Origin of the sequence: Kitasatospora paranensis (assembly GCF_039544005.1) — a bacterium.
Classification (GTDB): domain Bacteria; phylum Actinomycetota; class Actinomycetes; order Streptomycetales; family Streptomycetaceae; genus Kitasatospora; species Kitasatospora paranensis.
Map to the genome: position 1 here is coordinate 926,068 of NZ_BAABKV010000001.1, position 22,015 is coordinate 948,082.

The 22,015-nt window shown below is 73.6% G+C and carries 16 protein-coding genes, 1 pseudogene and 1 riboswitch; of the genes and pseudogenes, 8 read left to right on the forward strand and 9 right to left on the reverse strand.

Features of this window, described 5'->3' with window-relative positions; genetic code table 11:
- Complete coding sequence (locus tag ABEB13_RS04810) at positions 1 to 2,160, reverse strand: SpoIIE family protein phosphatase (protein WP_345704433.1); 2,160 nt, start codon at positions 2,158 to 2,160, stop codon at positions 1 to 3.
- 152 nt (positions 2,161 to 2,312) lie between these two features.
- Here ABEB13_RS04810 and ABEB13_RS04815 point away from each other — a divergent pair, with 152 nt between their 5' ends.
- Positions 2,313 to 2,891: a GNAT family N-acetyltransferase gene (locus ABEB13_RS04815; RefSeq protein ID WP_345704434.1), complete on the forward strand. Its 579-nt coding sequence runs from the start codon at positions 2,313 to 2,315 to the stop codon at positions 2,889 to 2,891.
- A gap of 51 nt (positions 2,892 to 2,942) precedes the next feature.
- Here ABEB13_RS04815 and ABEB13_RS04820 read toward each other — a convergent pair whose 3' ends face one another.
- On the reverse strand, positions 2,943 to 4,412 hold the full coding sequence (locus ABEB13_RS04820) for a glycine hydroxymethyltransferase (RefSeq protein WP_345709537.1): 1,470 nt from the start codon (positions 4,410 to 4,412) through the stop codon (positions 2,943 to 2,945).
- 34 nt (positions 4,413 to 4,446) lie between these two features.
- Positions 4,447 to 4,538, reverse strand: a riboswitch (ZMP/ZTP riboswitch).
- Positions 4,539 to 4,749: 211 nt separating this feature from the next.
- Here ABEB13_RS04820 and ABEB13_RS04825 point away from each other — a divergent pair.
- Positions 4,750 to 7,614 carry an ATP-binding protein gene (locus tag ABEB13_RS04825; RefSeq protein ID WP_345704435.1) on the forward strand — a complete coding sequence of 955 codons (2,865 nt, stop codon included), beginning with the start codon at positions 4,750 to 4,752 and terminating at the stop codon, positions 7,612 to 7,614.
- Positions 7,615 to 7,784: 170 nt separating this feature from the next.
- On the opposite strand, the gene ABEB13_RS04830 is transcribed toward ABEB13_RS04825, so the two are convergent.
- Entirely contained in the window at positions 7,785 to 11,375 is a 3,591-nt protein-coding gene (locus ABEB13_RS04830) for a carbohydrate-binding protein (protein WP_345704436.1), read from the reverse strand.
- A 519-nt stretch (positions 11,376 to 11,894) separates the two neighbouring features.
- Between ABEB13_RS04830 and ABEB13_RS04835 the strand changes: the two genes are divergently transcribed.
- Positions 11,895 to 12,287 carry a recombinase family protein gene (locus ABEB13_RS04835; protein ID WP_345704437.1) on the forward strand — a complete coding sequence of 131 codons (393 nt, stop codon included), beginning with the start codon at positions 11,895 to 11,897 and terminating at the stop codon, positions 12,285 to 12,287.
- Positions 12,288 to 12,516: 229 nt separating this feature from the next.
- Complete coding sequence (locus ABEB13_RS04840) at positions 12,517 to 12,741, forward strand: hypothetical protein (protein ID WP_345704438.1); 225 nt, start codon at positions 12,517 to 12,519, stop codon at positions 12,739 to 12,741.
- A 224-nt stretch (positions 12,742 to 12,965) separates the two neighbouring features.
- On the opposite strand, the gene ABEB13_RS04845 is transcribed toward ABEB13_RS04840, so the two are convergent.
- Positions 12,966 to 13,322 (reverse strand): DUF6204 family protein, encoded by a 357-nt coding sequence (locus ABEB13_RS04845; protein ID WP_345704439.1) that lies wholly within the window; start codon positions 13,320 to 13,322, stop codon positions 12,966 to 12,968.
- Between the two features lie 109 nt (positions 13,323 to 13,431).
- Here ABEB13_RS04845 and ABEB13_RS04850 point away from each other — a divergent pair, with 109 nt between their 5' ends.
- Positions 13,432 to 14,436, forward strand: coding sequence for an aldo/keto reductase family protein (locus ABEB13_RS04850; protein WP_345704440.1), 1,005 nt, complete (start codon positions 13,432 to 13,434; stop codon positions 14,434 to 14,436).
- Positions 14,437 to 14,517: 81 nt separating this feature from the next.
- Here the strand turns inward: ABEB13_RS04850 and ABEB13_RS04855 are convergent, their stop codons facing one another.
- Positions 14,518 to 15,273, reverse strand: coding sequence for a helix-turn-helix domain-containing protein (locus ABEB13_RS04855; protein ID WP_345704441.1), 756 nt, complete (start codon positions 15,271 to 15,273; stop codon positions 14,518 to 14,520).
- A gap of 85 nt (positions 15,274 to 15,358) precedes the next feature.
- On the opposite strand from ABEB13_RS04855, the gene ABEB13_RS04860 reads away from it, so the two are divergent.
- Positions 15,359 to 16,561, forward strand: coding sequence for an MFS transporter (locus ABEB13_RS04860; RefSeq protein ID WP_345704442.1), 1,203 nt, complete (start codon positions 15,359 to 15,361; stop codon positions 16,559 to 16,561).
- Positions 16,562 to 16,989: 428 nt separating this feature from the next.
- The gene (locus ABEB13_RS04865) at positions 16,990 to 17,385 is read left to right on the forward strand and encodes a transglycosylase family protein (RefSeq protein WP_380233449.1); all 396 of its coding nucleotides are present in this window, start codon (positions 16,990 to 16,992) and stop codon (positions 17,383 to 17,385) included.
- Between the two features lie 306 nt (positions 17,386 to 17,691).
- On the opposite strand, the gene ABEB13_RS04870 is transcribed toward ABEB13_RS04865, so the two are convergent.
- Positions 17,692 to 19,119, reverse strand: a complete 1,428-nt coding sequence (locus ABEB13_RS04870) for an alkaline phosphatase family protein (protein WP_345704443.1) — start codon at positions 19,117 to 19,119, stop codon at positions 17,692 to 17,694.
- A 610-nt stretch (positions 19,120 to 19,729) separates the two neighbouring features.
- Between ABEB13_RS04870 and ABEB13_RS04875 the strand changes: the two genes are divergently transcribed.
- Entirely contained in the window at positions 19,730 to 19,897 is a 168-nt protein-coding gene (locus tag ABEB13_RS04875) for a DUF1330 domain-containing protein (RefSeq protein ID WP_345704444.1), read from the forward strand.
- A 574-nt stretch (positions 19,898 to 20,471) separates the two neighbouring features.
- Here the strand turns inward: ABEB13_RS04875 and ABEB13_RS04880 are convergent.
- From ABEB13_RS04880 to ABEB13_RS04890, 3 genes and pseudogenes are all read right to left on the reverse strand, one after another.
- Entirely contained in the window at positions 20,472 to 20,891 is a 420-nt protein-coding gene (locus ABEB13_RS04880; RefSeq protein WP_345704445.1) for a TOBE domain-containing protein, read from the reverse strand.
- Positions 20,892 to 21,092: 201 nt separating this feature from the next.
- Positions 21,093 to 21,379: pseudogene (locus ABEB13_RS04885) on the reverse strand (SHOCT domain-containing protein).
- Positions 21,380 to 21,420: 41 nt separating this feature from the next.
- Positions 21,421 to 21,846: a DUF6325 family protein gene (locus ABEB13_RS04890; protein ID WP_345709538.1), complete on the reverse strand. Its 426-nt coding sequence runs from the start codon at positions 21,844 to 21,846 to the stop codon at positions 21,421 to 21,423.
- Between the last annotated feature and the right edge of the window lie 169 nt (positions 21,847 to 22,015).

A 22,015-nucleotide genomic window follows, 5' to 3' on the forward strand; every position in this document is an offset into this window, starting at 1 on the left:
TCATCCCGCGCGGTCCGGCGCACCGGGCCCACCCGCAGGGCCGGACGGCAGGAGCTGCTCCGTCCAGACGACCTTCCCGGTCGGGGTGCGGCGGCTGCCCCAGCGGTCGCTGAGCCGGGCGACCAGGAAGAGACCGCGGCCGCCCTCGTCGGTCGGCCGGGCGCGGCGCAGGCGGGGCCGGTCCGGGCCGGGATCGGCGACCTCGCAGGTCAGCCGCTCGTCCCTGATCAGGCGGAGGACGACCGGCCCGCCGGCGTACCGCACCGCATTGGTGACCAGTTCGCTGACGATCAGTTCGGTGGTGAGGGCCAGCTCCGCCAGGCCCCAGGCGGCCAGCCGGTCGACGGCGGCCGCGCGGGCCGCGCCGACGGCAGCCGGGTCGGCCGGGAACTCCCAGCGCGCCACCGCCCCCGCGGGCAGGGTCCGTACCCGGGCGAGCAGCAGGGCCAGGTCGCTGCCGGGCGGCTCGGTCAGGACACCGGCCAGCACCCGGTGGCCCAGGCCGCCGATCGGCCCGGCGTCCGCCGCGGCGCGGTGCACCTGCTCCGCGATGCGGGCGACCGCGGCCTCCTCGGAGCCGCCCGCCCGCCGCACGAGGCCCTCGGTGCAGAGCGCCAGGACGCTGCCGGGGCGCACGTCCACCCGGATCGACCCGAACGGGGCGGACCCGACGCCCAGGGGCGGCCCCGGCTCTGCCGCCGGCGGCGGCAGCGGGCCGGTCTCCGGATCCACGATCAGCGGCAGGCGGTGGCCCGCGCCCGCGAGTTCGCAGCTCCCGTCCACCGGGTCGTAGACGGCATAGAGGCAGGTGGGCCCGTCGGTCGCGGCCACGCCGGGGCGCCGGCCCGGGCGGTCGGTCGCGGCCAGGTGGGTGACCAGGTCGTCGAGGTGGGTGAGCAGGTCCTCGGGCGGCAGGTCCAGGTCGGCGAGGGTGCGGACGGCGGTGCGCAGCCGGGCCATGGTGGCGGTGGCCTCGGGCCCGTGGCCGCGGGCGTCGCCGATTACCAGGGCGAGCCGGGCCGAGGAGAGCGGGATGGCGTCGTACCAGACGCCGCTGATCCGCTCGGCGGACGCGGCCGGGACGTAGCTGCCGACCGTCAGGGCGGCGCCGAGGTGCAGTTCGGGGCGGGGCAGCAGGCTCTGCTGGAGGTTCTGCACGATGTGCAGTTCGCGGGTGTAGCGGCGGGCGTTGTCGATGCCGAGTGCGGCGCTCGTGGCGACCTCCTCGGCGGCCGCGGCGTCCTCCTGGACGAAGCCGGGCCGCTCCCCCGTCCGCCACAGGCCCACGCAGCCGAGCACCAGGCCGCGGGCCAGCAGCGGCAGCAGCAGGAAGCTGGTGGCCCGGGCGGGCAGCAGCAGCCGTTCCCGGTCGGGCTGGCCGGCCACGAGCCCGCGCAGCCCTTCGAGGTCGTTCAGGAAGCGGGCCTCCCCGTTGCGCAGGAAGGCGCTCTCCTCCGTCCGGAGGCGGATCTCCGCGTCCACGGGGTACACCTCGGACGGCCACGGCGCGTCGGCCGGGGCGACGGCGGCGCGGCGCAGCGGTCCGCCGGCGAGGAAGGCGTCCGGTTCCTCGCCGCGGACGACGGCCTCGGTCAGGTCGACGGCCGCGAGGTCGGCCACGGCGGGGACGAAGGCGCGGGCGAGTTCCTCGGCGCAGCGGGTGACGTCGAGCGACTGGCCGATGCCCCGGGCGGCCTGGTCGACGAGTTCGATGCGCCGCTGCGCGGCGTACTGCCCGGTGAGGTCGGCGAGGGTGAGCAGGGCGCCGGAGGCCCTGCCGTCGTCGTCCTCGGTGCGGACGGCGGAGAGCGAGAGGACGAGTTCCCGGTCGCAGGCGGCCGGTCGCAGGGTCAGCACCCAGCCGGTCAGGGGTTCACCGCTGTCGATGACGTGGCGGATCCGGCCGGTGACGGTGTCGGCGTCGTGGGCGGCGAGGACGTCGGCCAGCCGCCGTGGCCGGTCGGGAAGGGCCGTCGCCGCCGGGGCGTGCGCGGCCAGCCAGTGCGGGAGGTTGCTCCGGACGACGGTGAGGTCGGTGTCCAGGGCGGCCACGCCGAACGCCGCCTGCGTGAACAGGGCGTGCAGCAGGCCGCGTTCCCATCGCGGTGGGCCGGTGCCGGAGGCATCGGTGCCCGGGCCGGAGCCCGACCGGTCCGCCATGGCAGACGGCTCCTTCCGTTCCCGCGGCGCGGTACGGCGTTCGCACCCGCACCTCCACGGTACGGCGGCGGGACGCGCCCGGACGGGCAACGGCGGTCGGGCCGGCCGGCCTCCCGCGGGGCCCGCCCGGGGTGGCATGAGAGCGTGGCGGCATGAGCGAGACGATCACGGTCACCACCTGGCACCTGGAGCAGACCTCCCCGGATGACCTGGTGCGGCCGGCCCCGCGCGCCGGGGAGGCCGATCTGCCGGTGGTGCTGGCCGAACGGACCGGCCCGGAGTTCGCCCGGTTCCTCTACACCGCGGTGGGCGGGCCCTGGTCGTGGACGGACCGGCTGCCGTGGACATACCGGCAGTGGCAGGAGTGGCTCGCCGGGGAGGGCGTCGAGACCTGGGTGGCGTGGGTGGCCGGCACTCCGGCCGGGTACGTCCAGCTGGAGCCCCGTCCGGGCGGCGAGGTGGAGATCGTGTACTTCGGTCTGCTGCCGGACTTCATCGGCCAGGGTCTGGGCAGCCGCCTGCTCGCCGACGGGATCGCCCGCGCCTGGGACCTCGCCGACCGGCATCCGGCACTGCCGCGGACCGCCAGGGTCACCGTCCACACCTGTTCACTGGACGGCCCGGCGGCGCTGCGCACCTACCGGGCGCGCGGGTTCCGGGAGGCCAGGACGGAGTCGGCCGAGCAGCCGGTCGTCGCGGCGCCCGGCCCGTGGCCGGGCGCCGACGGCTGACGGACCGGTCCGGCGGCGGAGCGGACCGCCGACGGACCGGACCGGCCGCCGTCAGACCAGGTCGAGACCCGGGTAGAGCGGGAAGTCCGTGAGCAGGTCGGCGGCCCGCTTCGCGACCGCGTCGCGGGCCTGGGGGTCGAGCACGTACCGGGCCCTGGACTCCCGGCCGGTGCCGGGGTCGGTGGGTGCGGTGGCGGCGAGGACGGTGGTGATCAGGTCGGCGATCTCGTCCATCTCGGCCGGGCCGAGGCCGCGGGTGGTGAGCGCCGGGGTGCCGATCCGCACGCCGGAGGTGTACCAGGCGCCATTCGGGTCCTGCGGGACGGCGTTGCGGTTGGTCACCACGCCGGAGTCCAGCAGCGCGGCCTCGGCCTGACGGCCGGTCAGCCCGGAGCCGGAGACGTCGAGCAGCACGAGGTGGTTGTCGGTGCCGCCGGTGACCAGGCGCACCCCGCGCCGCAGCAGGCCCTCGGCGAGCGCCCGGGCGTTGTCGACGACGCGCTGCGCGTAGTCCCGGAACTCGGGGCGGCGGGCCTCCGCGAGGGCCACCGCCTTGGCCGCCATGACGTGCGGCAGCGGGCCGCCGAGCACCATCGGGCAGCCCCGGTCGACGTGTTCGGCCAGCTCGGCGTCGCACAGCACGAGGCCGCCGCGCGGTCCGCGCAGCGACTTGTGGGTGGTGCTGGTGACGATCTGCGCGTGCGGAACGGGGTCGAAGTCGCCGGTGAGGACCTTGCCGGCGACCAGGCCCGCGAAGTGCGCCATGTCGACCATGAGCGTCGCCCCGACCTCGTCGGCGATTTCGCGCATCAGGCGGAAGTTGACCAGGCGCGGGTAGGCGGAGTAGCCGGCGACCAGGACGAGCGGGCGGAACTCCCGTGCGGTGGCCCGCAGGGCGTCGTAGTCGAGCAGGCCCGTCCCCGGGTCGGTGCCGTAGCTGCGCTGGTCGAACATCTTGCCGGAGAGGTTGGGGCGGAAGCCGTGCGTGAGGTGGCCGCCCGCGTCCAGGGACATCCCCAGCAGCCGCTGGTCGCCCAGCTCCCTGCGCAGTTCGGCCCAGTCGCCGTCGGTGAGGTCGTTGACGTTCCGGACGCCGGCCCGGCGCAGCGCCGGGCCCTCCACCCGCTGCGAGAGGATCGCCCAGTAGGCGACGAGGTTGGCGTCGATCCCGGAGTGCGGCTGGACATAGGCGTGTTCGGCGCCGAAGAGCTCGCGGGCGTGCTCGGCGGCGAGCGCCTCGACGGTGTCCACGTTGCGGCAGCCGGCGTAGAAGCGGCGGCCGACGGTGCCCTCCGCGTACTTGTCGCTGAACCAGTTGCCCATGGTCAGCAGCACGGCGGGAGAGGCGTAGTTCTCGCTGGCGATCAGCTTGAGCGAGGCCCGCTGGTCCTCGACCTCGGCGCCGATGGCGTCGGCGACGCGCGGTTCGACGTCGCGCACGACGTCGATGGCGCTGCGGAATGCGGTGGCGGCCGCCGGTACGACGGCGGTGTGCGGGGAGGACGGAACGGCGGAAGGGATGCCGGGCGTGGCCAAGGCGGTCTCCTCATGACGATTCGAAGGCCCAGGCGCACGGCGACAGCGTGAGACACGGAGCCGCTCCCCGATGGTCGAGTCCATCCCTGCGCGCCAGTCACGGCTCGCCGCGAGCCTAGCAACGCGAGCGCCGCGCCGCACAGGCCCCCTCGTGTCGCCCGCCTCCGTACGCACCGCCGGCGCGAGCACCACCAGGCACCTGGGTGCGCTCACTTCGGTGGCGAGGCGGACGTCGTCCGCCGGGTCCGCTGTACTGGTCGGGTGGGGGGTGAAGTGGAATAATCACCTCCGTTGCTGCGCGATCCGTCCGTTCGGAGGCTCCATGCCAGGTGCGCGGGCCGCCCGGCCCGGTTCCGACCGCCGTACGGGCTTCGCGCTCGTGGGCCGTGGAACGGAGCTCCGTTCCCTCCTGACGGCTCTCCGGGACGGGCCCGCCGTGGCCTTCGTCGAGGGCGAGGCGGGAATCGGGAAGTCCCGGCTGCTGCGGGAGGCCGAGGACCGTATCCGGGCGGACGGTACGCCGGTGCTGCGGGGCGTGTGCCACCCGCTGCGCGAGCCGCTGCCCCTCGGTCCGGCGGTCGACGCGCTGCGCGACGGCTGGTCGTACTTCGGGCCCGAGGCCCGGTTCGGCCCGGCCACGGCCGTCCTGGCGGCCTACCTGCCGGAACTCGCCGACCGGCTCCCCACCACAGCCCCGGACCCCGGGGACGGCAGCCGCGGCCAGCTGCTGATGCGCGCGGTGCACCAGGTCCTGGGGGCCCTGGGCCCGGCCGTGCTGATGATGGAGGACGTGCACTGGGCGGACGACGCCACCCAGGACCTGCTGCTCCTGCTGGCCCGCAACCCGCCGGGCCGGCTGCGACTGGTCCTCACCTACCGGCCCGGCGACCTGCCCGGCGACGGCAACGTACTGGGATCGCCCTACCGCCGCCCGGTCGGCGTCGGCGGCGCCGACATAGCGCTGCGGCCGCTCTCGCAGGCGCAGGTCCGCGAACTGGCGGTGTCGGTGATCGGCCCGGCGGCCAACGCCTCGCTCTGCCGGGAGCTGTTCGAACGCAGCGGCGGCATCCCGCTCGCCGCCGAGGAGGACCTCATCGTCCTGGCCGACCACCTCACCCGGGCCGGTGGTGCGTCGGCGGCGCTAGAGAACGCCCGGGTGCCGCGCGCCCTGCAGGAAGCGGTGAACAGCCGGATCGAACCGCTCGGCACCGGTGCCACCGCCGCGGTGCAGGCCGCGGCCGTCCTGGCGGTCACCGCGAGCGAGGAACTCCTCGCGGCGGTCGCCGCTCTGACCGATGATCAGGCCGAGGACGCCGTCACCGCCGCACTCGAAGCCGGTGTCCTGGTCGAGAAGGATTCCGGCCGGTACGGCTTCCACCACGCGCTCGCCCGCCGGGCCGTCTACGACAAGATCCCGGGCCCGCGCCGCCGCCGCCTGCACGCCCGCGCCGCCGAGGCGTTGGCCCGCCAGGACCCGCCCGCCCTGGTCCAGATCGCCCACCACACCCGTCGGCTCGGCACCGCCGCCTGGCTGCCGACCGCCCTCGCCGCCACCGAGCACGCCATCGCGCTCGGCGACGACGGCGTCGCCGCCGACCTCCTCCAGCAACTCCTCGCCGAGCCCGCCCTCGCACCCGACGATCGCACGCGCGCCGCCCTGGCCCTCGGCGCCATCGCCGCCTTCCGGACCGACCCGGCGGCCAGCACCGCGACGCTGCGCCGGATCATCGCCGACCCCGCCCTGCCCATCGGGATCCGCGGCGAGATGCGCTTCCACCTCATCCGCGTCCTGACGAACACCGACGCCTACTGGGAGGATCTGGCGGAACTGCGACAGGCGATCGCCGAACTGGAGAGCAGGCCGGCCACCGCCGCGGCCGCCATGGCGAGCCTCAGCTTCTGCTCCGCCATGAGCGAGCGGGGCCAGACCGTCGCGGAGGACCTGGCGCTGATGGACCGCGCGGATCACCTGGCCGCCCGCACCGGCGACCCCCTCACCCGGGCCGACGTCCTCGCCACCAGAATCGGGCTGCTGGAGATCATCGGCGACCCGCGCGGCCGGGAGCTCCTCAAGGAACTGCCTCTGCGGACCACCGACCGCGCCGTCCTCCGTCACAGCGCGCGGGCCCTCCACAACGCGGCCTACTACGAGATGTCCCGGGGCTGCGACCGGGAGGCCGGCGAGATCCTCGGCGAGGCCGAGGAACTGGGCCGTCGTACCGGTTCGCAGATCCTGGAACTCGGCTGCCTGGCCATCCGGCTGGGTCTCGACGTCGTGAGCGGCCGCTGGGCCGGTCTGGACGACAGAGTCGAAGCGACGCTGCAGGAGTCCCCGGAGAACAGCACGATCCGACTCGCCCTGACGGCGGCCGGCGCGATCCTGGACACCGCACGGGGGCGATGGGGGCAGGCCCGTGAGCGCCTCGCACCACTCACCGGCGCGGCCAACGCGGACATCGGGCCGCTGGCGATCAGCCTGCTCGCCCGGCTCGACCTGCTGGAGGGCGACGCGCCGAGTGCGTGGCAGCGGATCGAGCCGGCGGTGGCGGCCAGACGCCGCAAGCACCTGCGGGCGCAGACCGTCGACCTGGTGCCGACCGCCGTCCAGGCCGCACTCGCCTGCGGCGTCCATGACGAGGCCCGCCGCCTCACCGACGACGCCGAACGCGGAATCGAAGGCCTCAACGCGCCGGGCGTCGCCGCGGGAGTCTCCTGGTGCCGCGGCCTGCTCGCCGCCGGCACCGACCCCGAGGCCGCCCTCACCCACCTGGTCCGCGCTCGGGTCCGGTACGAGGCCATCGGCCGTGTCCACACCGCGGCCCGGGTCGCCGAACAGACCGGCCTCCTCGAACTCTCGCACGCCTCCGGTTCGGCCGGCCGCGAACTCCAGGGCGCCCTGGACACCTTCGCCCGGCTCGGCGCCACCGCCGACGCCGCTCGCTGCCAACGAGTCCTGCGCGACAACGGCCTGCTGCGCCGCACACCCCGCCGCCGCAGCTACGGCGCCGACCTCTCCCCGCGCGAACGCCAGGTGGCCGAACTGCTCTCCGCCGGTGTCACCAACCAGGAGATCGCGCACTCCCTCGCCCTCTCACCGCGCACCGTCGAGCACCATGTCGCCAGTGTCCTCAGGAAGCTGGGCGTCACCCGAGCCCGGGTCCGTGAGGCCCTCGACACCGAGCCCTGAGCCCGGGGAGGCGTCGTGCGTCGGGCACGGGCCGATGTCCGGCAGGGGCATGCGACGGGTCACCCGCGGGTGAAATCCGGCCGGGCGAGGGCGGGGTGGCCGTCCCGCGCAGCACGAGGCGTTCCGGCCCGGGGACCGGGCCGGAACGCCTGTGGGGTGGATGCCGGGGTTCAGCCGGCGGTGACGGTGATGCTGTCGAGGTTGATGCTGCCGGAGTCGTTCGGTCCGACGGCCAGTTGGATGGTGTTGTCGCCGCTCGTCAGGGTGACGGGGACGTTGACGGTGCCCCAGGTGTCCCAGTTGGCGGTGGTCGGCAGTTGGACCTGCACGGTGGTTCCGCCGGCGGTCAGGGAGACGGTGCGGGTGACGTTCAGGTACGGTCCGGGATTCCTGCCGCCCGTGGAGTTCGCGTAGCGGATCGAGACGTGGTGGGTGCCCGCGGCCGAGGTCGTCACCCGCAGGGTGTCGGTCGCGCCCGGGTAGAGGCCGGCCACGAAACCGCTGCCGGTGTAGCCCGCGTGGTTCGCCTCGGTGGTGGCGCCGCCGGCGAGGATGCCCTTCTCCGCCTCGCACACGGCGGTGACGGCGCAGGCCGGTGCGGTGACGGTGATGCTGTCGAGGTTGATGCTGCCGGAGTCGTTCGGTCCGACGGCCAGTTGGATGGTGTTGTCGCCGCTCGTCAGGGTGACGGGGACGTTGACGGTGCCCCAGGTGTCCCAGTTGGCGGTGGTCGGCAGTTGGACCTGCACGGTGGTTCCGCCGGCGGTCAGGGAGACGGTGCGGGTGACGTTCAGGTACGGTCCGGGATCCTTGCCGCCCGTGGAGTTCGCGTAGCGGATGACGGCGCTGTAGGTGCCCGCGGTGGGGACGTTCACCGTGAGGGTGTCGGTCGCGCCCGGGTAGAGGCCGGCCACGAAGCCGCTGCCGGTGGAGCCCGCGTGGTTCGCCTGGATGCTGGCGCCGCCGGAGAGAGTGCCCGTCTCCGCCTCGCACACGGCGGTGACGGCGCAGGAGGATGCGGGGTCGGGCAGGGCGAGTTCGGCGATGCTGGCCGCGCCGCCGCCGCTGAAGGTGAACGTGACGGCCTGCGTGGCGGTCGCCGGCCACGACACGTGCAGGTCGCCGCTGGCCGGGACGGCGCCGGTCGCCTCCTTGGTCCACCCCGCGGTGGACTGGACCCAGGCTTCGTAGTTCGCGGGCCTGGTCGGCCCCCACTGGATGTCGGCCCTGCTGGTCTGCTTGCCGGGTGCCAGGGTGACGGCGAGCGAGGACGGCGCGGTCGAGGCGGCGGTCCAGACGGTGGCGGTGCTGCCGTCGACGGCGGCGGCGGGCGGGTTGTCGGACAGGGCGGAGGATGCCTTGGCGGTCTGGCACCGTGCCTGGTTGGACGTCGGGACGAGGTCCGGCCGGGCGGTGGGGACGGTGAGCGGAGAGCCCTGTGCGAGGGTCTGCGGTCCGGTGGGGAACTTCACGGTGATCGGGTTGCCGGAGACGAGGGAGACCTTGGTGTTCTGCGCTCCGATCTCCACGTTGACGGATCGGCCCTGGTACTGCAGGCCGGTGAGCGTGACGCCGCCGCCGAGCTGCGGGGTCAGCATCGGGTTGAGCACCAGGGCGTCCTGCTGCCAGCGCAGGCCGGCGAGGCCGTAGGGGAAGGTCTGGAGGAAGCCGCCGGCGCCGGTCGCGAAGTTGAAGGCCGGGTTGCCCTGGCCCGCGGAGGCCCCCGTGAACTTGGTCTCCAGGAACTGCTGGAAGGGGCCGCGGAGGAAGGGGGCGTAGGAGTTCCGCAGGAGGGTGTCGGTCAGGCAGCCCGGGGTCTGGGCGTAGGCGGCGATGACGGCCTCGACCGACGCGGTCATTGCCGGGCCGCCGGCGTCCATCAGCGGGAGGTAACGGGTCAGGTCGGCGGCAGCGACCGCGGGGTCGGTGACGTACCCGGTGGGGTAGGTCATCATGACCGTGGCGGCCTGCTTGACGTTCCGGTTCGTGAAGCCGGCGTACTCGGGGTGCGTACCGTCCGGGTCCACCGGGACGACCAGGTGATCGGCGATCGTCGTCCATACCGGGTCGGCGCTCTGCCCGGCGGCCTGCGCGGCCAGGACCGCGTTGCGCAGCGCGACGACGGCGCCGGCGTTCGTGGACGACTCGTCGTTCACGTTCCAGGCGTACTCGTCGGCGGACTGCACGCCGTTGACGTGGTAGGTGCCGTCGGCGTTCCGGTCGACGCGGCTCGCCCAGAAGTCGGCGAGGGCCTTCAGCACGGGGTAGCCGTAGGACTTGAGCCAAGCCAGGTCACCGGTGGCCTGGTAGTACTGCCACTGGGCGAGAGAGATGTCGTTCTGCAGGTGGTCCTGGGTGGAGGGGCAGCCGTTCAGCCCGCCGCAGGTGCCGCTGGGGCCGTTGTCCCAGGCCCAGGATCCGCCCTTGAGGGCCCGGCTCGTCACCCCCGCTGCGTTGGCCTTGGCCGCCGCCAGCGTGTTGAAGCGGAACATCACCACGGACCTGGCGAGTTCGGGGTGGAAGGCCAGCAGGGTCGGGTACATCCAGGTGTCGGCGTCCCAGAAGATCACACCGGCGTAGTTGTCACTGGAGAGCCCCGCCGGCGGGATGCTCCAGCTGACGCCCTCACGCAGGCTGGAGTAGAGCAGGTAGAACGAGCTGTAGACGGCGGCCTGCACGTCGTTGCGGCCGGCCGCGGTGACGTTCGGCGCCCACAGCTTCGCCCAGGCGTTCTGGTGACGTGTCAGGAGAGCCGGCCACCCGCTGTTCGCAGCATCGGTCACGGTGGTGGCGGAGACCGTGTCGGGGGTCGCGGTTTCGTTGGAGGTGGAGATGCCGACGTACTTGGTGAACGTGTACGTCTGTCCTGCCGTCACCGGGACCGTCCACTGCTCCCCTACGGTGGCGAGGTTGCCACTGGGCGTCTGCGCGGTGGCGGCGGTGATGGTGGCTCCGGGGCCCGCGACGAGGCGCTGCGTCTCGGTGACCTTGGTGTTGCGCCCCGGGGTGATGAGCCGGACCGTCGAGGTGTGGGCGGTGGTGTCCACCGTCCGGGCGGAGGCGGGGTCGGCGGTGATGCGATTGGCGCCCAGGCCGTCGAGCAGGCCGGTCAGGGACAGGCTTCCGCTCCAGGCTGGGGTGACGGTTACCTGGACCTGGCCGAGGTTCATCACGTCTCGGTTGGCGAGGACGTCGAACTTCACCGCCGTGGCCTTCCCGGCCGCGGGCGTCCAGGTCATCGAGGTGCTGACCGTGGCGTTCCGCTGGTCGAGTGTCTGCTGGTATCCGGTGATCTGACCTGACGGCACGTTCGCGTCGAGGGTGCTGCCGCCCACCCCGAGGTTCATCGTGGACCAGGTCGGCAGCGCGGCGATGAAGTCGCTCGACCCGGCGGAGTTGTGCGTTCCGGTCTCGCTGTCGTAGACGCCGGCGACCAGCGCCGAGGTGTACCGGTTGTTCCCGAGCGGCCACCCGGACGTGTCGGTGGACTGCTGGAAGCCCTGGCCGACGGCGGGCAGGCGCTGCGAGAGGTAGCCGTTGCCCACGAACGGCTGCTTGAGGTAGTCGGCCGGGTCGAAGGCGGTGTTCGTGAGGACCCACGGGTTGGCGGGGCCCGCGTCGGGCTCCGCGACGGCGGGCAGCGGCGCCTCCGCGCCCAGGGCCGGAACGGCGGCCCACATCGGCACCGCGCACAGCAGCGCGGCGAGGGCGGTTGCGACGGCCAGGGCACGTCTGCGCCCCGGGACTGATGGATGTGGCATGGGTCCACTCCCCTGCTCTAGTGGGAACGTGACGACCGGCGCGAGGGCACAGGCCGGCACCCTGATGGCTGGTCCGGAAGGTCGACCGACGACCTTCTGACTTCAGAGGTTGAACGTGCGGCCATCTCGACCGCTGGCCCGAACCGGTGCGAGCAGTGCGGCGGTGACCTGCAATAAAAGCGACTTCGAAGCGGACGCCATCTTTGTCGGCCGGTCATGGGCCGTCAATGTCGCCGACACAATTTGTTGGTAATGGGCGAGTTTTCTCTACAATTCTTGAACCAATGGCTGAGTGCGGACCGCGGGCGCCCGGCGCGCAGCCGCCGTTCCGCTACCCGGGTCGGCGAGCGATGGGTGGTGTTCCACTACCCATCGCTCGCCGGACACCGAGTCCGATCCGTCATAGAAGTGCCGGGAATTCCGGCTTGCTCCGGGACCGGTGCGGAAGGTTTCCTCAGAGGGCCGCTGATCCGACGCAACCGTCGCGACTCCGTGTCGTGAATTCGCCGGGAGGGACCCATGAACCTGCAAGCCGACGGGTGCCGATCCGGGGCGGCGATCTATCTGCGCTGCTATCCCTTCGATGAATCGGCCATGCCGGTTCATCGGTACGCGGTGAGCCGCTTCGCGGACCAGTTGGGGCTTCCGGTTCCGACGGTCTACCTGGACAACGGTTGCCCCTCAGGGGGTCCGCTGCCCGCGCTGGAGCAGCTCATCGACCTGGCCGCCTCACAGGCCGTGCGGGCGGTGCTGGTACCGGGCCCGTTCGTCTTCTCCCTCTCCGACGTCGAGGCCCACCGTGTCGTCACTCAACTCGCCGCGCTGGGCTGCCGCGTGATCGAACTGCCGCTCCCGCGCCGGGTGGCGGACGGGCGGGCGGTACGGGCGGCGCCGGCCGCTCTGCTGAGGTGAGGTGCCCTGAGGTACCTCACGATTTCCGGACGGCAGGTCGAATGCGTTCTCAAGCGGTGAGATCGGGCATGGCGGTGGCGTGGCGGGGGCGTGACCGGTAGCGGCCGGTCGCGGCGGCGAGGTCGGTCCAGGCTGGGGAGCAGTCGATGGCAACCCGCGGGGGGAGGAGGGAAGCAGTCGGGACCGCAGCAGGAGAGGCGGCCCGGGGCGGTCGCTCTAGACTCGCCGCGTGGAGAACCTGAAGTGCAGTCAGTGCGGTCTGATCGGCCTGGAGACCGGTTTCGTCGAGGACTCGGGCGAGGGCTCCCGCGGGTACGCCCGCTGGATACCCGGCCCGATCGAGCGCGGGATCTTCGGCGGGGCGCGCCGAATGGGCAAGCCCCGCTGGCAGATCGACGCCTACCGCTGTTCGCGGTGCGGGCACTTGGAACTGTTCGCGACCTCGCCCGCCTGAGCCTTCGTCCGGACGCCCGGGGTGAGGGCGGCCCCGGTCGCCGGAGGGGGTGTCACGGCGGCCGGGGCCTGGCCCGGCAGGGGAGGCCGCGGACGGCGGGAGGGGGTTGCCTCCGGGGCCGCGTCCCTGCCTGCCGTCCGTCTGACCCCTCCCCCGGCGGCCAAACCTCCCGGATCGCGGATCCGTCCGTCGCCACGGGGGGCGGCGGCGGTGCCGCGGAACGCTCAGAGCGACCGGGCGGCCTCGCGCCGCTGCCGCTTGCCGAGAGCGGCCTGGGACAGGTCCTCGGCCTGGGAGCGCAGCTTCTTGAAGCCGTACCCGCGCTCGCCCAGCCAGGCCTCGGCAGCGGCCTCCGCCCGCGTCGCGGCGGCGACGATGTCCTCCTCGGCCTCACCGGTGTCGGCGAAGCGGAAGGTGAAGGCGGCCCGGGCCGCCAGGTCGTAGCTGAGGTGCCCCTCGGGGGTGAAGGCGGCGTGCAGCACGTCGTGGTCAGCGGCACGGGAGAGCAGTTCGGCGCGCTGCGCCTCGGTGAGGGCGTCGAAGACGCCGCGGACGGTGATCCGGAAGTCGCGGGTACTCATCCGGCCGACTCTAGGCGCCCGAGCCGGGCGGCCGCACGGCGATTTCCGCCCACGGGGCGCCGGCCGGGCAGGCATGATCGGACCGACACCGACAGAGAGAGGATCCGCCATGGAGTTCCGCCACCTGGGCCGCAGCGGCCTGGTCATCAGCGAGATCGCGTACGGCAACTGGCTCACCCACGGCTCGCAGGTCGAGGAGGACGCGGCGGCGGCCTGCATCCGGGCCGCCCTCGACGCGGGGATCACCACCTTCGACACCGCCGACGTGTACGCGGAGACCAGGGCCGAGTCCGTGCTCGGCCGGGCGCTGAAGGGCGAGCGCCGGGAGGGCCTGGAGATCCTCACCAAGGTGTTCTGGCCGACCGGTCCCGGCCGCAACGACCGCGGCCTCGGTCGCAAGCACGTGCTGGAGTCCATCGACGGCTCGCTGCGCCGGCTGCAGACCGACTACGTGGACGTCTACCAGGCGCACCGGTTCGACCCCAGCACCCCACTGGAGGAGACCATGGAGGCGTTCGCCGACGTGGTGCGCTCGGGCAAGGCGCTGTACATCGGGGTGTCCGAGTGGACGGCGGAGCAGATCAGGGCCGGCTACGACCTGGCGCGTGAGCTGCGCCTTCCGTTCGTCTCCAGCCAGCCGCAGTACAGCGCGCTGTGGCGGGTCATCGAGGGCGAGGTGGTGCCGACCTGCGAGGAGCTGGGCATCGGGCAGATCGTCTGGTCGCCGATCGCGCAGGGCGTGCTCACGGGCAAGTACCTGCCGGGTGCGGAGCCGCCGGCCGGCTCACGGGCCACCGATTCCAAGGGCGGGGCGAACTTCGTCGCCCGCTGGCTGCGGCCGGACGTGCTGGAGCGGGTGCAGCTGCTCCGGCCGCTGGCGGACGAGGCCGGGCTGTCCCTGGCCCAGCTGGCGGTGGCGTGGGTGCTGCAGAACCGCAACGTCTCCGCCGCGATCATCGGCGCCTCGCGGCCCGAGCAGGTGGCGGAGAACGTCAAGGCCGCCGGGGTGCGCCTGGACGCCGGGCTGCTGAAGGCGATGGACGAGATCCTCGCCCCGGTCGCCCTCACCGACCCGGCCCTGACCGCCGAGATGGCGCCCAAGGGCCGCCCCTGACCGGTGGGCCGACGGGTGCGACGGGTGCGACCGCGGCGGCAGGCCCGGTGCCGGCGCCGCCGTCGCACCCGCCGGCCGGCCTCAGGCCGGCGGGGCCTCGGCCCGGCGGTAGCGGCCCGGTGAGGTGCCGAACGCCCCGCGGAACGCCTCGATGAAGCTGCTCGGGGTGGCGTAGCCGCAGGCGGCGGCGACCGCCGTCACCGAGTCGCCACCCGCGAGCAGGGTCAGCGCGCGCTGCAGCCGCAGCTGGGCCCGCCACTGCGGGAAGCTCATCGCCGTCTCCCGTCGGAACAGCCGGCTGAGGGTCCGCTCGGACGCCCCGACGGCGGCGCCGAGCTGCGCCAGGGTGCGCGGATCGGCCGGATCCGCCGCGAGCAGCGCCGCCACGTCGCACAGCCGCGGGTCCTGCGGCGCGGGCAGCCAGCGGTCGAGTGCCGGGGTCGTCGTGAGTTCGTCGAGGGCGACCTCCTCCAGGCGCCGGCGCCGCTCGCCGTCCGGCGGGTGCGGCCCGCTCAGCACGTCCACCACCTGGTGCAGCAGCGCGGTGGCGGCGAGGACGGTGGGCCGGTCCAGGGCCAGCGGGTTCACCGCGGCCGGGTAGACCAGGCAGCGCAGCTCGCTCGGCCCGTGGGCGCGGTGGGCGTGCGGCACGCCCGCCGGGATCCAGACCGCACGGTGCGGCGGCACGACCCACGAGCCGCGGTCGGTGGAGACCTCCAGGACGCCGCTGCCGGGACAGACCAGCTGGTTGGCGTCGTGGTGGTGCCAGTCGATCCGCTCCCGGTCGGCCAGCGGCACGCGGGTGGGGCCGGTGAGGTGTTGGCGGGTTGTCGACACAACTTGTCAGAATATCGGAAGCCCTCGTCCCCGGTCGCCGCCAGGCTGGTCGGCGGCAGTGAAGACCGGACCGGGAGGGCGGGGCATGGCCGACACACGACAGCGCCGGCGTCAGCAGGAAGAAGCACGGCTGGGGCGCGGGGAGCGCCGCGAGGAGCCGGGGGTGTGGCGCCGGATGCGGCTGTGGGGCCTCGCCCACGCCGTCGATGACCTCTACCAGGGCCTCGTCCCGGCCGTGGTGCCGTTCTTCGTCCTGGAGCGCGGGTACGGCTACGTGGCCGCGGGCGGGCTCACCCTGGCAGCCACGCTGGGCAGCGCCGTCCCGCAGCCGTTCATCGGCCTGGCCGTGGACCGGCTGCGGCTCGGCTGGCTCGCGGCGGCCGGGCTGGCCCTGGCAGGCGCCGGGCTCGGCCTGTCCGGCCTGGCAGGACCGTACGGACTGGTGTGGCTGCTGGTGCTGCTGTCGGGGCTGGGGGTGGCGATGTTCCATCCGGCGGCGGGCAAGGCCGCGCGCGAGGCGGCCGGGGACAGTACGACGGCGATGAGCGTGTTCGCGGCCGGCGGCAGCGTCGGGTTCTTCCTGGCGCCCGTCCTGGCGACACCTGCGTTGGCGGCGTGGGGCGTGCGGGCAACGGTGCTGTTCGTGCCGCCCGCGCTGCTGGCGTCCTGGGCACTCGTCCGCAACCGGCACCACCAGCGGGCCCTGGCCGCCGCCCGGGCGGCGGCCGTCCCGTCGGGTGCCGACCGCTGGGCGCCGTTCCTGGTGCTCACCGCCGTGGAGGTGGCCCGTTCGGTGGTGTTCTTCGGGGTCAGCACCTTCGTCGAGCTGTACTGGCTGCGCGACCTGGGCGCCTCCCGCGGCCTCGCCGGCACGGCGCTGGCCTGCTTCCTCGGCGGCGGGGTGGCGGGGACGCTCGGCGGCGGGCGGCTCGCGGACCGGATCGGCGCGGTGCACACCGTGCGGCTGGGGACGGCATTGGGCCTGCCGGCGCTGACGGGGCTCTGCCTGGCCCCGGGCCCGTACCTCCCCCTGCTGTTCGCGGCGGCCACCGGAGTGGTGCTGAACCTGCCGTTCGCCGTGCTGGTCAAGCTCGGGCAGGACTACCTGCCCACCCGGCCCGGCACCGCCGCCGGGGTCACCCTGGGCCTGGCGGTCAGCATCGGTGGCCTCGCGGCGCCGGCGCTCGGGCTGGTGGCGAACGGGTACGGACCGCAGGGAGTGCTGGTGGCGCTGTGCGCGGTGCCGCCGGTGGGGCTGCTGCTCGCCCGCTTCCTGGCGGAGCCCTGATCCGGGGCTCCGCGGGGTGGTCCCGGGGTGGTGGGGCCGGGGTGTGTGACGCGTGCCATTCGGGGGCGCCGGGTGGGGGTGGTTGCGCTCGCTCGGTGTGCGTGGGGGTTCACCGGGCGTCGACCATGTGCCCGGCGTCACGGCCCGCGGCGGGTGACGGCCGCCACAGCGGGCCCCCGCCGGCCGTGGTCGCCCGCTCAACCGCAAGCCCGAAATGTCCGCAGTACTCCCGGTAACGTCCGGCTGACCTGCGCCTACACCCGATTCCTTGTCACCGCCCCCCGGGTTGCCTACCTTCGAAAGCAGTGCGGCGAGGCCACCGGCCCGAACGCCCGGGCCGTGAAGCGCCCCCGCACCCCACGAACGCAAGGCACCGCCGAACGGCGCCCGCCTGCCCGGGACCCCCGGGACCAGCCGAGAGGAACCGCATGACCTTCCGTCACGAGACCACCGCTGCCACCACCGCCACCGCGACCAAGCGCAGCAAGCGCGTCCGGATGGCACTGATGGGCGGCGCGCTGGCCGTCCTCCCGGTGGCCGGCCTCGTCACGGCCACCACGGCCTCCGCCGCCCCCGTCTCCACCTGGGACAAGGTCGCCCAGTGCGAGTCCACCGGCAACTGGGCCGTCAACTCCGGCAACGGCTTCTACGGCGGCCTGCAGTTCACCGCCAAGACCTGGGGCGCCTTCGGCGGCCACGCCTACGCCGCCAACGCCCACCAGGCCACCAAGGCCCAGCAGATCGCCGTCGCCGAGAAGGTCCTCGCCGCCCAGGGCCCCGGCGCCTGGCCCGTCTGCTCCGTCAAGGCCGGCCTCACCCGCTGACCCGCACCACCCCACAACACCACAGCACCACCGGCCCGGCCCACCCGGCCCACGGCAGGTGTCACGCCGCCGGCCCGCACCCCCACCACGGGGCGCGGGCCGGCGGCGTCGCCGCGTCCCCGGGCGTGAGCGGCCCCCGGGCTCGGGCCGGGAATCGGGCTCGGGCCGGGTCATGTGCGACAGCGAAGGCAGGTTCACCGAAGGACCGGCCACAGGACCGGCCGGCCCTTCACCATGGGGAATTCACGGTGCTGTTGCGCGACGTCACGAGCGGTGGTGCCGGCCCCGTCGTCCGGGCCCCGCGGCTCAGGTGTGCGGCCGGGTGCCGGGCTCCTGCGCCGGGACGCTCTGGGTGGCGCCGGGCAGCGTGGGCTTGGGCAGGGCGGCCACCTCCTGCTGGGCCCGGGCGAGTTGGGCGGCGGTGTCGGTCGGCACGCCGGACGGGTAGCCGGCCTGGTCGGTGAAGCGGAACGCCGAGGTGAGGTCGCCGAAGGTGCTGCGCCGCCATGCGGTGATGTTGGGTTCGACCACACCGGTGAAGCGCTCCAGGAACTGCAGCACGGAGGTGTGGTCGAACGCCTCACTGGCCACCCAGCCGCCCACCGTCCAGGGCGAGATGACGATGGCGGGGACGCGGAAGCCGCCGCCGATCGGCAGGCCCTGGACGAACTCGCCCGCGGTGCCGGCCGGCGGGGTCGGCGGCGGCACGTGGTCGAACAGGCCGTCGTTCTCGTCGTAGTTGAGGATGAACGCGGTCTTCGCCCAGACCGCGGGATTGGACGCGATGGCCTCCAGCTTCTGCGCGACGAAGTCCGCTCCCGCGGCGGGCAGGTACTTCGGGTGCTCGGACTGGGTGCTGGTCGGGATGATCCAGGAGACGGCGGGCAGCCGGTCGTTGCGGGCGTCGTCCTCGAAGGTGCCGGCCGCCTGGGGCCGGACGCCGCGCTCGTAGAGCGGGCTGCCGGGCTGCGCATCGTGGAAGGCCTGGAACTGCTCCAGCAGGTTGCAGCCGTAGTCGTCGTCCTGCTGGTAGACCTTCCAGCTGATGCCCGCGGCCTCCAGCCGCTCCGCGTAGGTCTTCCACCGGTACGGCTGGGGCACGGAGTTGCTGATCACCGGGCCGCCCTGGGTGCCGCCCGGGTCGATCGTCCCGGTCATCCAGTAGAGCCGGTTGGGCCAGGTCGGGCCGAGGACGGAGCAGAAGTAGTTGTCGCAGACGGTGAAGGTTTCCGCGAGCGCGAACTGGAACGGGATGTCGTCGCGCGTGTAGTAGCCCATGACGTAGGGGCCGTTGGCGCCGTCGGCCGAGCGGTGGGCCGGCAGCCAGTTGTCCATCTTCCCGTTGTTCCAGGCGGAGTGCTGGACGGACCAGGCGTGGCTGGTGGACGGAATGGCCTGGGCGCTGGAGCGGTGGGTGTCGAGGTGGAACGGGAGCAGGTAGCCCTTGGGGTTCGGCTTGTCGGGCTGGTAGAAGACCGAGCGACCGGTGCTGAGCTTCAGCGCCTTGGGGTCGCTGAAGCCGCGGACACCGGAGAGCGTGCCGAAGTAGTGGTCGAAGGACCGGTTCTCCTGCATGAGCAGGACGACGTGCTCGATGTCGTCCATCGAGCCGCCGGCGGGCGCGCCCGCCGCGACGGCCTTCTGCAGGCTGGGTGGCAGCAGCGAGAGCGCGGCGGCGCCGGCGAACACTCCCGCCGCCGCTCCGAGGAGCCGTCGTCGCGTCAACTCGGCCATGGATGCCCCTTCTCGAGAACTGTCGATGCGAAGCCGTGCCGTGGTTCCTGTCGTGGACCCTTCAGCAATGTGCGGGCGACCCGGGCACCGGCGATGGAGGAGGAGCGTGAACGAACGGCCAACGTCGGGAGAACGCTCTCGGAGGCCGACGACGGCCCCGGCAGGGCAGTATGACGATCAATCAGCAATCGTGCGCCGCCGGACCATTGCGTACTGGTGCGACACCGTGAACATCGACTCCCGTGCACGGCGCTGTACGACCTCGTCGGCGGCCCGGCTGCTGACGGCTCGGTGGTTGCCGCCGCACCGGCGCCGGGGGCCGGCAGTGCGGCCGGCCGGTCGAGACGCCACGGGCCCGGATCGGACGTGGGCTGTCCGACCTGCGGGAATGGGGTGTGTGCCAGACATCGTCGAGGTTGCCGGAGGTGCGGGACAGCCGAGACGGAAAAGAGCACACGTCGGCCCTGGGAGGTCGAAGACGGCCTGTGGGAACGGATCGAGCCGCTGTTGCCGCAGGGGTACGCTCGCTCGCAGCAGTGAATCCGGCGTCAGACAGGCACTTCTCGACGTGCGTTCTCGGAGGCGCACGTTCCGAACACTTGAGGTTCTCGTGGCTGCCAAGGGCTACTGGGTCGGCGCCTGCCGCACCGTTTCCGACCCGGAGAATCCGGCCACCTACGACAAGCCGGCCGGTCCTGCCGTCGAGGCTGGAGGCGGACGGCTGCTCGCCCTGTCCGACGGCGCCGAGTGCGACGTCCGCATCGTCGACGGCGTTTGAGCCTCAGCTCGGCCGCCGGGCGAGCGCTCGGCATCGACTTCGCCCGGCGCGCCGTGCACGTTGCCGCGGCCAACGCGGGGCACGAGGTGATCGGTTCCGCGAGCGAGTCGCACCCGGCCGGCCACCCCATGGCGGAGCGGAGCGCCGTCGCCCGCCGCCAGGTGAAGACCTTCGGCGCCGGGCGGACCGGTCTGGGGTCGCCGAGCGCCGCGACCTTCGAGGGCAAGCCGCCCGTCCGACACAACTACTGCGACCGCTGGACCTTCGACATCCTGCCGGAGGAGACCAGCCGCAGCCTGCTGCCCCTCGCCCGCGGCGAACGGCCGGACCTGCCGCAGAACCTGTACCCGGCCGCCGGCAGCACCGATGACCGGCGGCGCCTCACCCGCCGGCTCTACGACCTGCTCCGCCGGCGCGGCGACAACTTCCTCCACTGGATGGCACCCATGTACGACATCAGCGCCATGGAGCACGACCCGACGCTCAGCGCCTTCGAGCCCGGCGGCGCCGTGCCGGTGGGCGGCGGGGCGCCCGGGCCTGACGGGCGGGCGCCGGGCCGGATGCTGACCAGGGGTCAGGCCGTGGCGAGCGAGACCTCGGTGGACTTGATCAGCGCCACCACCGTGGAGCCGGCCGCGAGGCCGAGCTCCGCCACGGCGTCCTGGGTGATGGCCGCCGTCAGTTCACCGCCCTCGACGGACACCTTGACGGCGGCCATCGCCGCGCCGGAGGCGACCTCGGTCACCGTGCCCAGGATCTGGTTGCGGATGCTCAGACCCGACACCGGGCCGGTGGCGAGCGCCACCTCGGTGGACTTCACCATCACGCGGACGGCGCTGCCCTCGACGAGTCCGAGTTCCTTCACCGCGTCGACGGTGATGGCCGAGGTGATCTCCTGCCCGCCGGCCAGCCGGGTCCGGACGGTCGCCATCGCCTCGCCGCTGGTGACCGAGGTGACGGTGCCGGGAATCTGGTTGCGAATGCTCAGGCTCATGCGCCCAACCTCACGAACGGTGGGGACGGAAGGGATTTCCGTCGCACTGCCGCCACGCTACGCGCGATCACCGGGCGCCGGGCGGAGCCGTTCGCGGCCGCCACCCGGATGCCGCGCCCGGCCTCTCATGGGCGGCCGGCGTGCCCCGGACGGCCGAACGCCCCGCCACCCGGAGGCGGCGGGGCGTTCGGGTGTCGGGTGCTACCCGGCGAGGATGCGCGCCTTCTGGGCCTCGAACTCGGCGTCGGTGAGCACCCCTGCTCCTTGAGCGCACCGAGGTCCTTCAGCTGGGCGAGCTTGTCGTCCATGCTGCTGCCCGCCGGGGCCGGCGGCGGGGGCGGCGGGGCCTGGGCCTGGACCTGGGCCTGCTGCGCGGCGTCCTGCTCCGCCCAGCGTCCGGCCTGGCGTCGGGAGACGCGGTTGGACACCGACGTCGCCGTCCCGGCGATCACGGCGGTGCGTGCTACCCCTCGAAGAAGACCTGGCATGGTCAGCTCCCTGCATTGGTCGGCCGTCCCGGACCTGCCGGTCAGACGGCGTCGGTTTCGGTGGCTTCCAGGGCCTCCAGGACGGCATCCATCGGAATCCGGCCACTGGCCACCATCCGGGCGCCGCCGCGGCGCAGCGCGGTGGCGAACGGCGCGGCCCAGAGGTTCTCGTAGACGATGACACCGGCGGAGTTGCCGGGTTCGAGGACGGCGGCGGCCTCGGCGAGGTCGCCCTCGTCGAGCATGCCGGAGGCGACGCCCTCGAAGACCGCGAGGTCGAGCTTGCCGTCGCCGTCCATGTCGGCGATCTCCATCGCGGTGACCGTCCCGTCGAGGTCCTTGCGGACGAAGGTCAGGTCGAGGATCCGGACGATGCCGCGGTCCACGAGGTCGACGAGCAGGGGAAGCCCCTCGCCCGTCATGCCATTGCCGGGGAACTCGATGATCACGTAGTCGATCGGGCCCATCTCGGCGAGTTCGTCGTTCTGGTCGGTCACGTCCCCTCCTCGGGGTCGGTCCTCCGACGGCCCGCTTGCCGTCCTGAGGTGTCCCGACGCGGCCGGCCGCTGCCGTGCCGCGGCGCTCGGGATGTCCCACCGCCACCGTAGGCGCGACCGACAGTGGCCGCATCGCGGA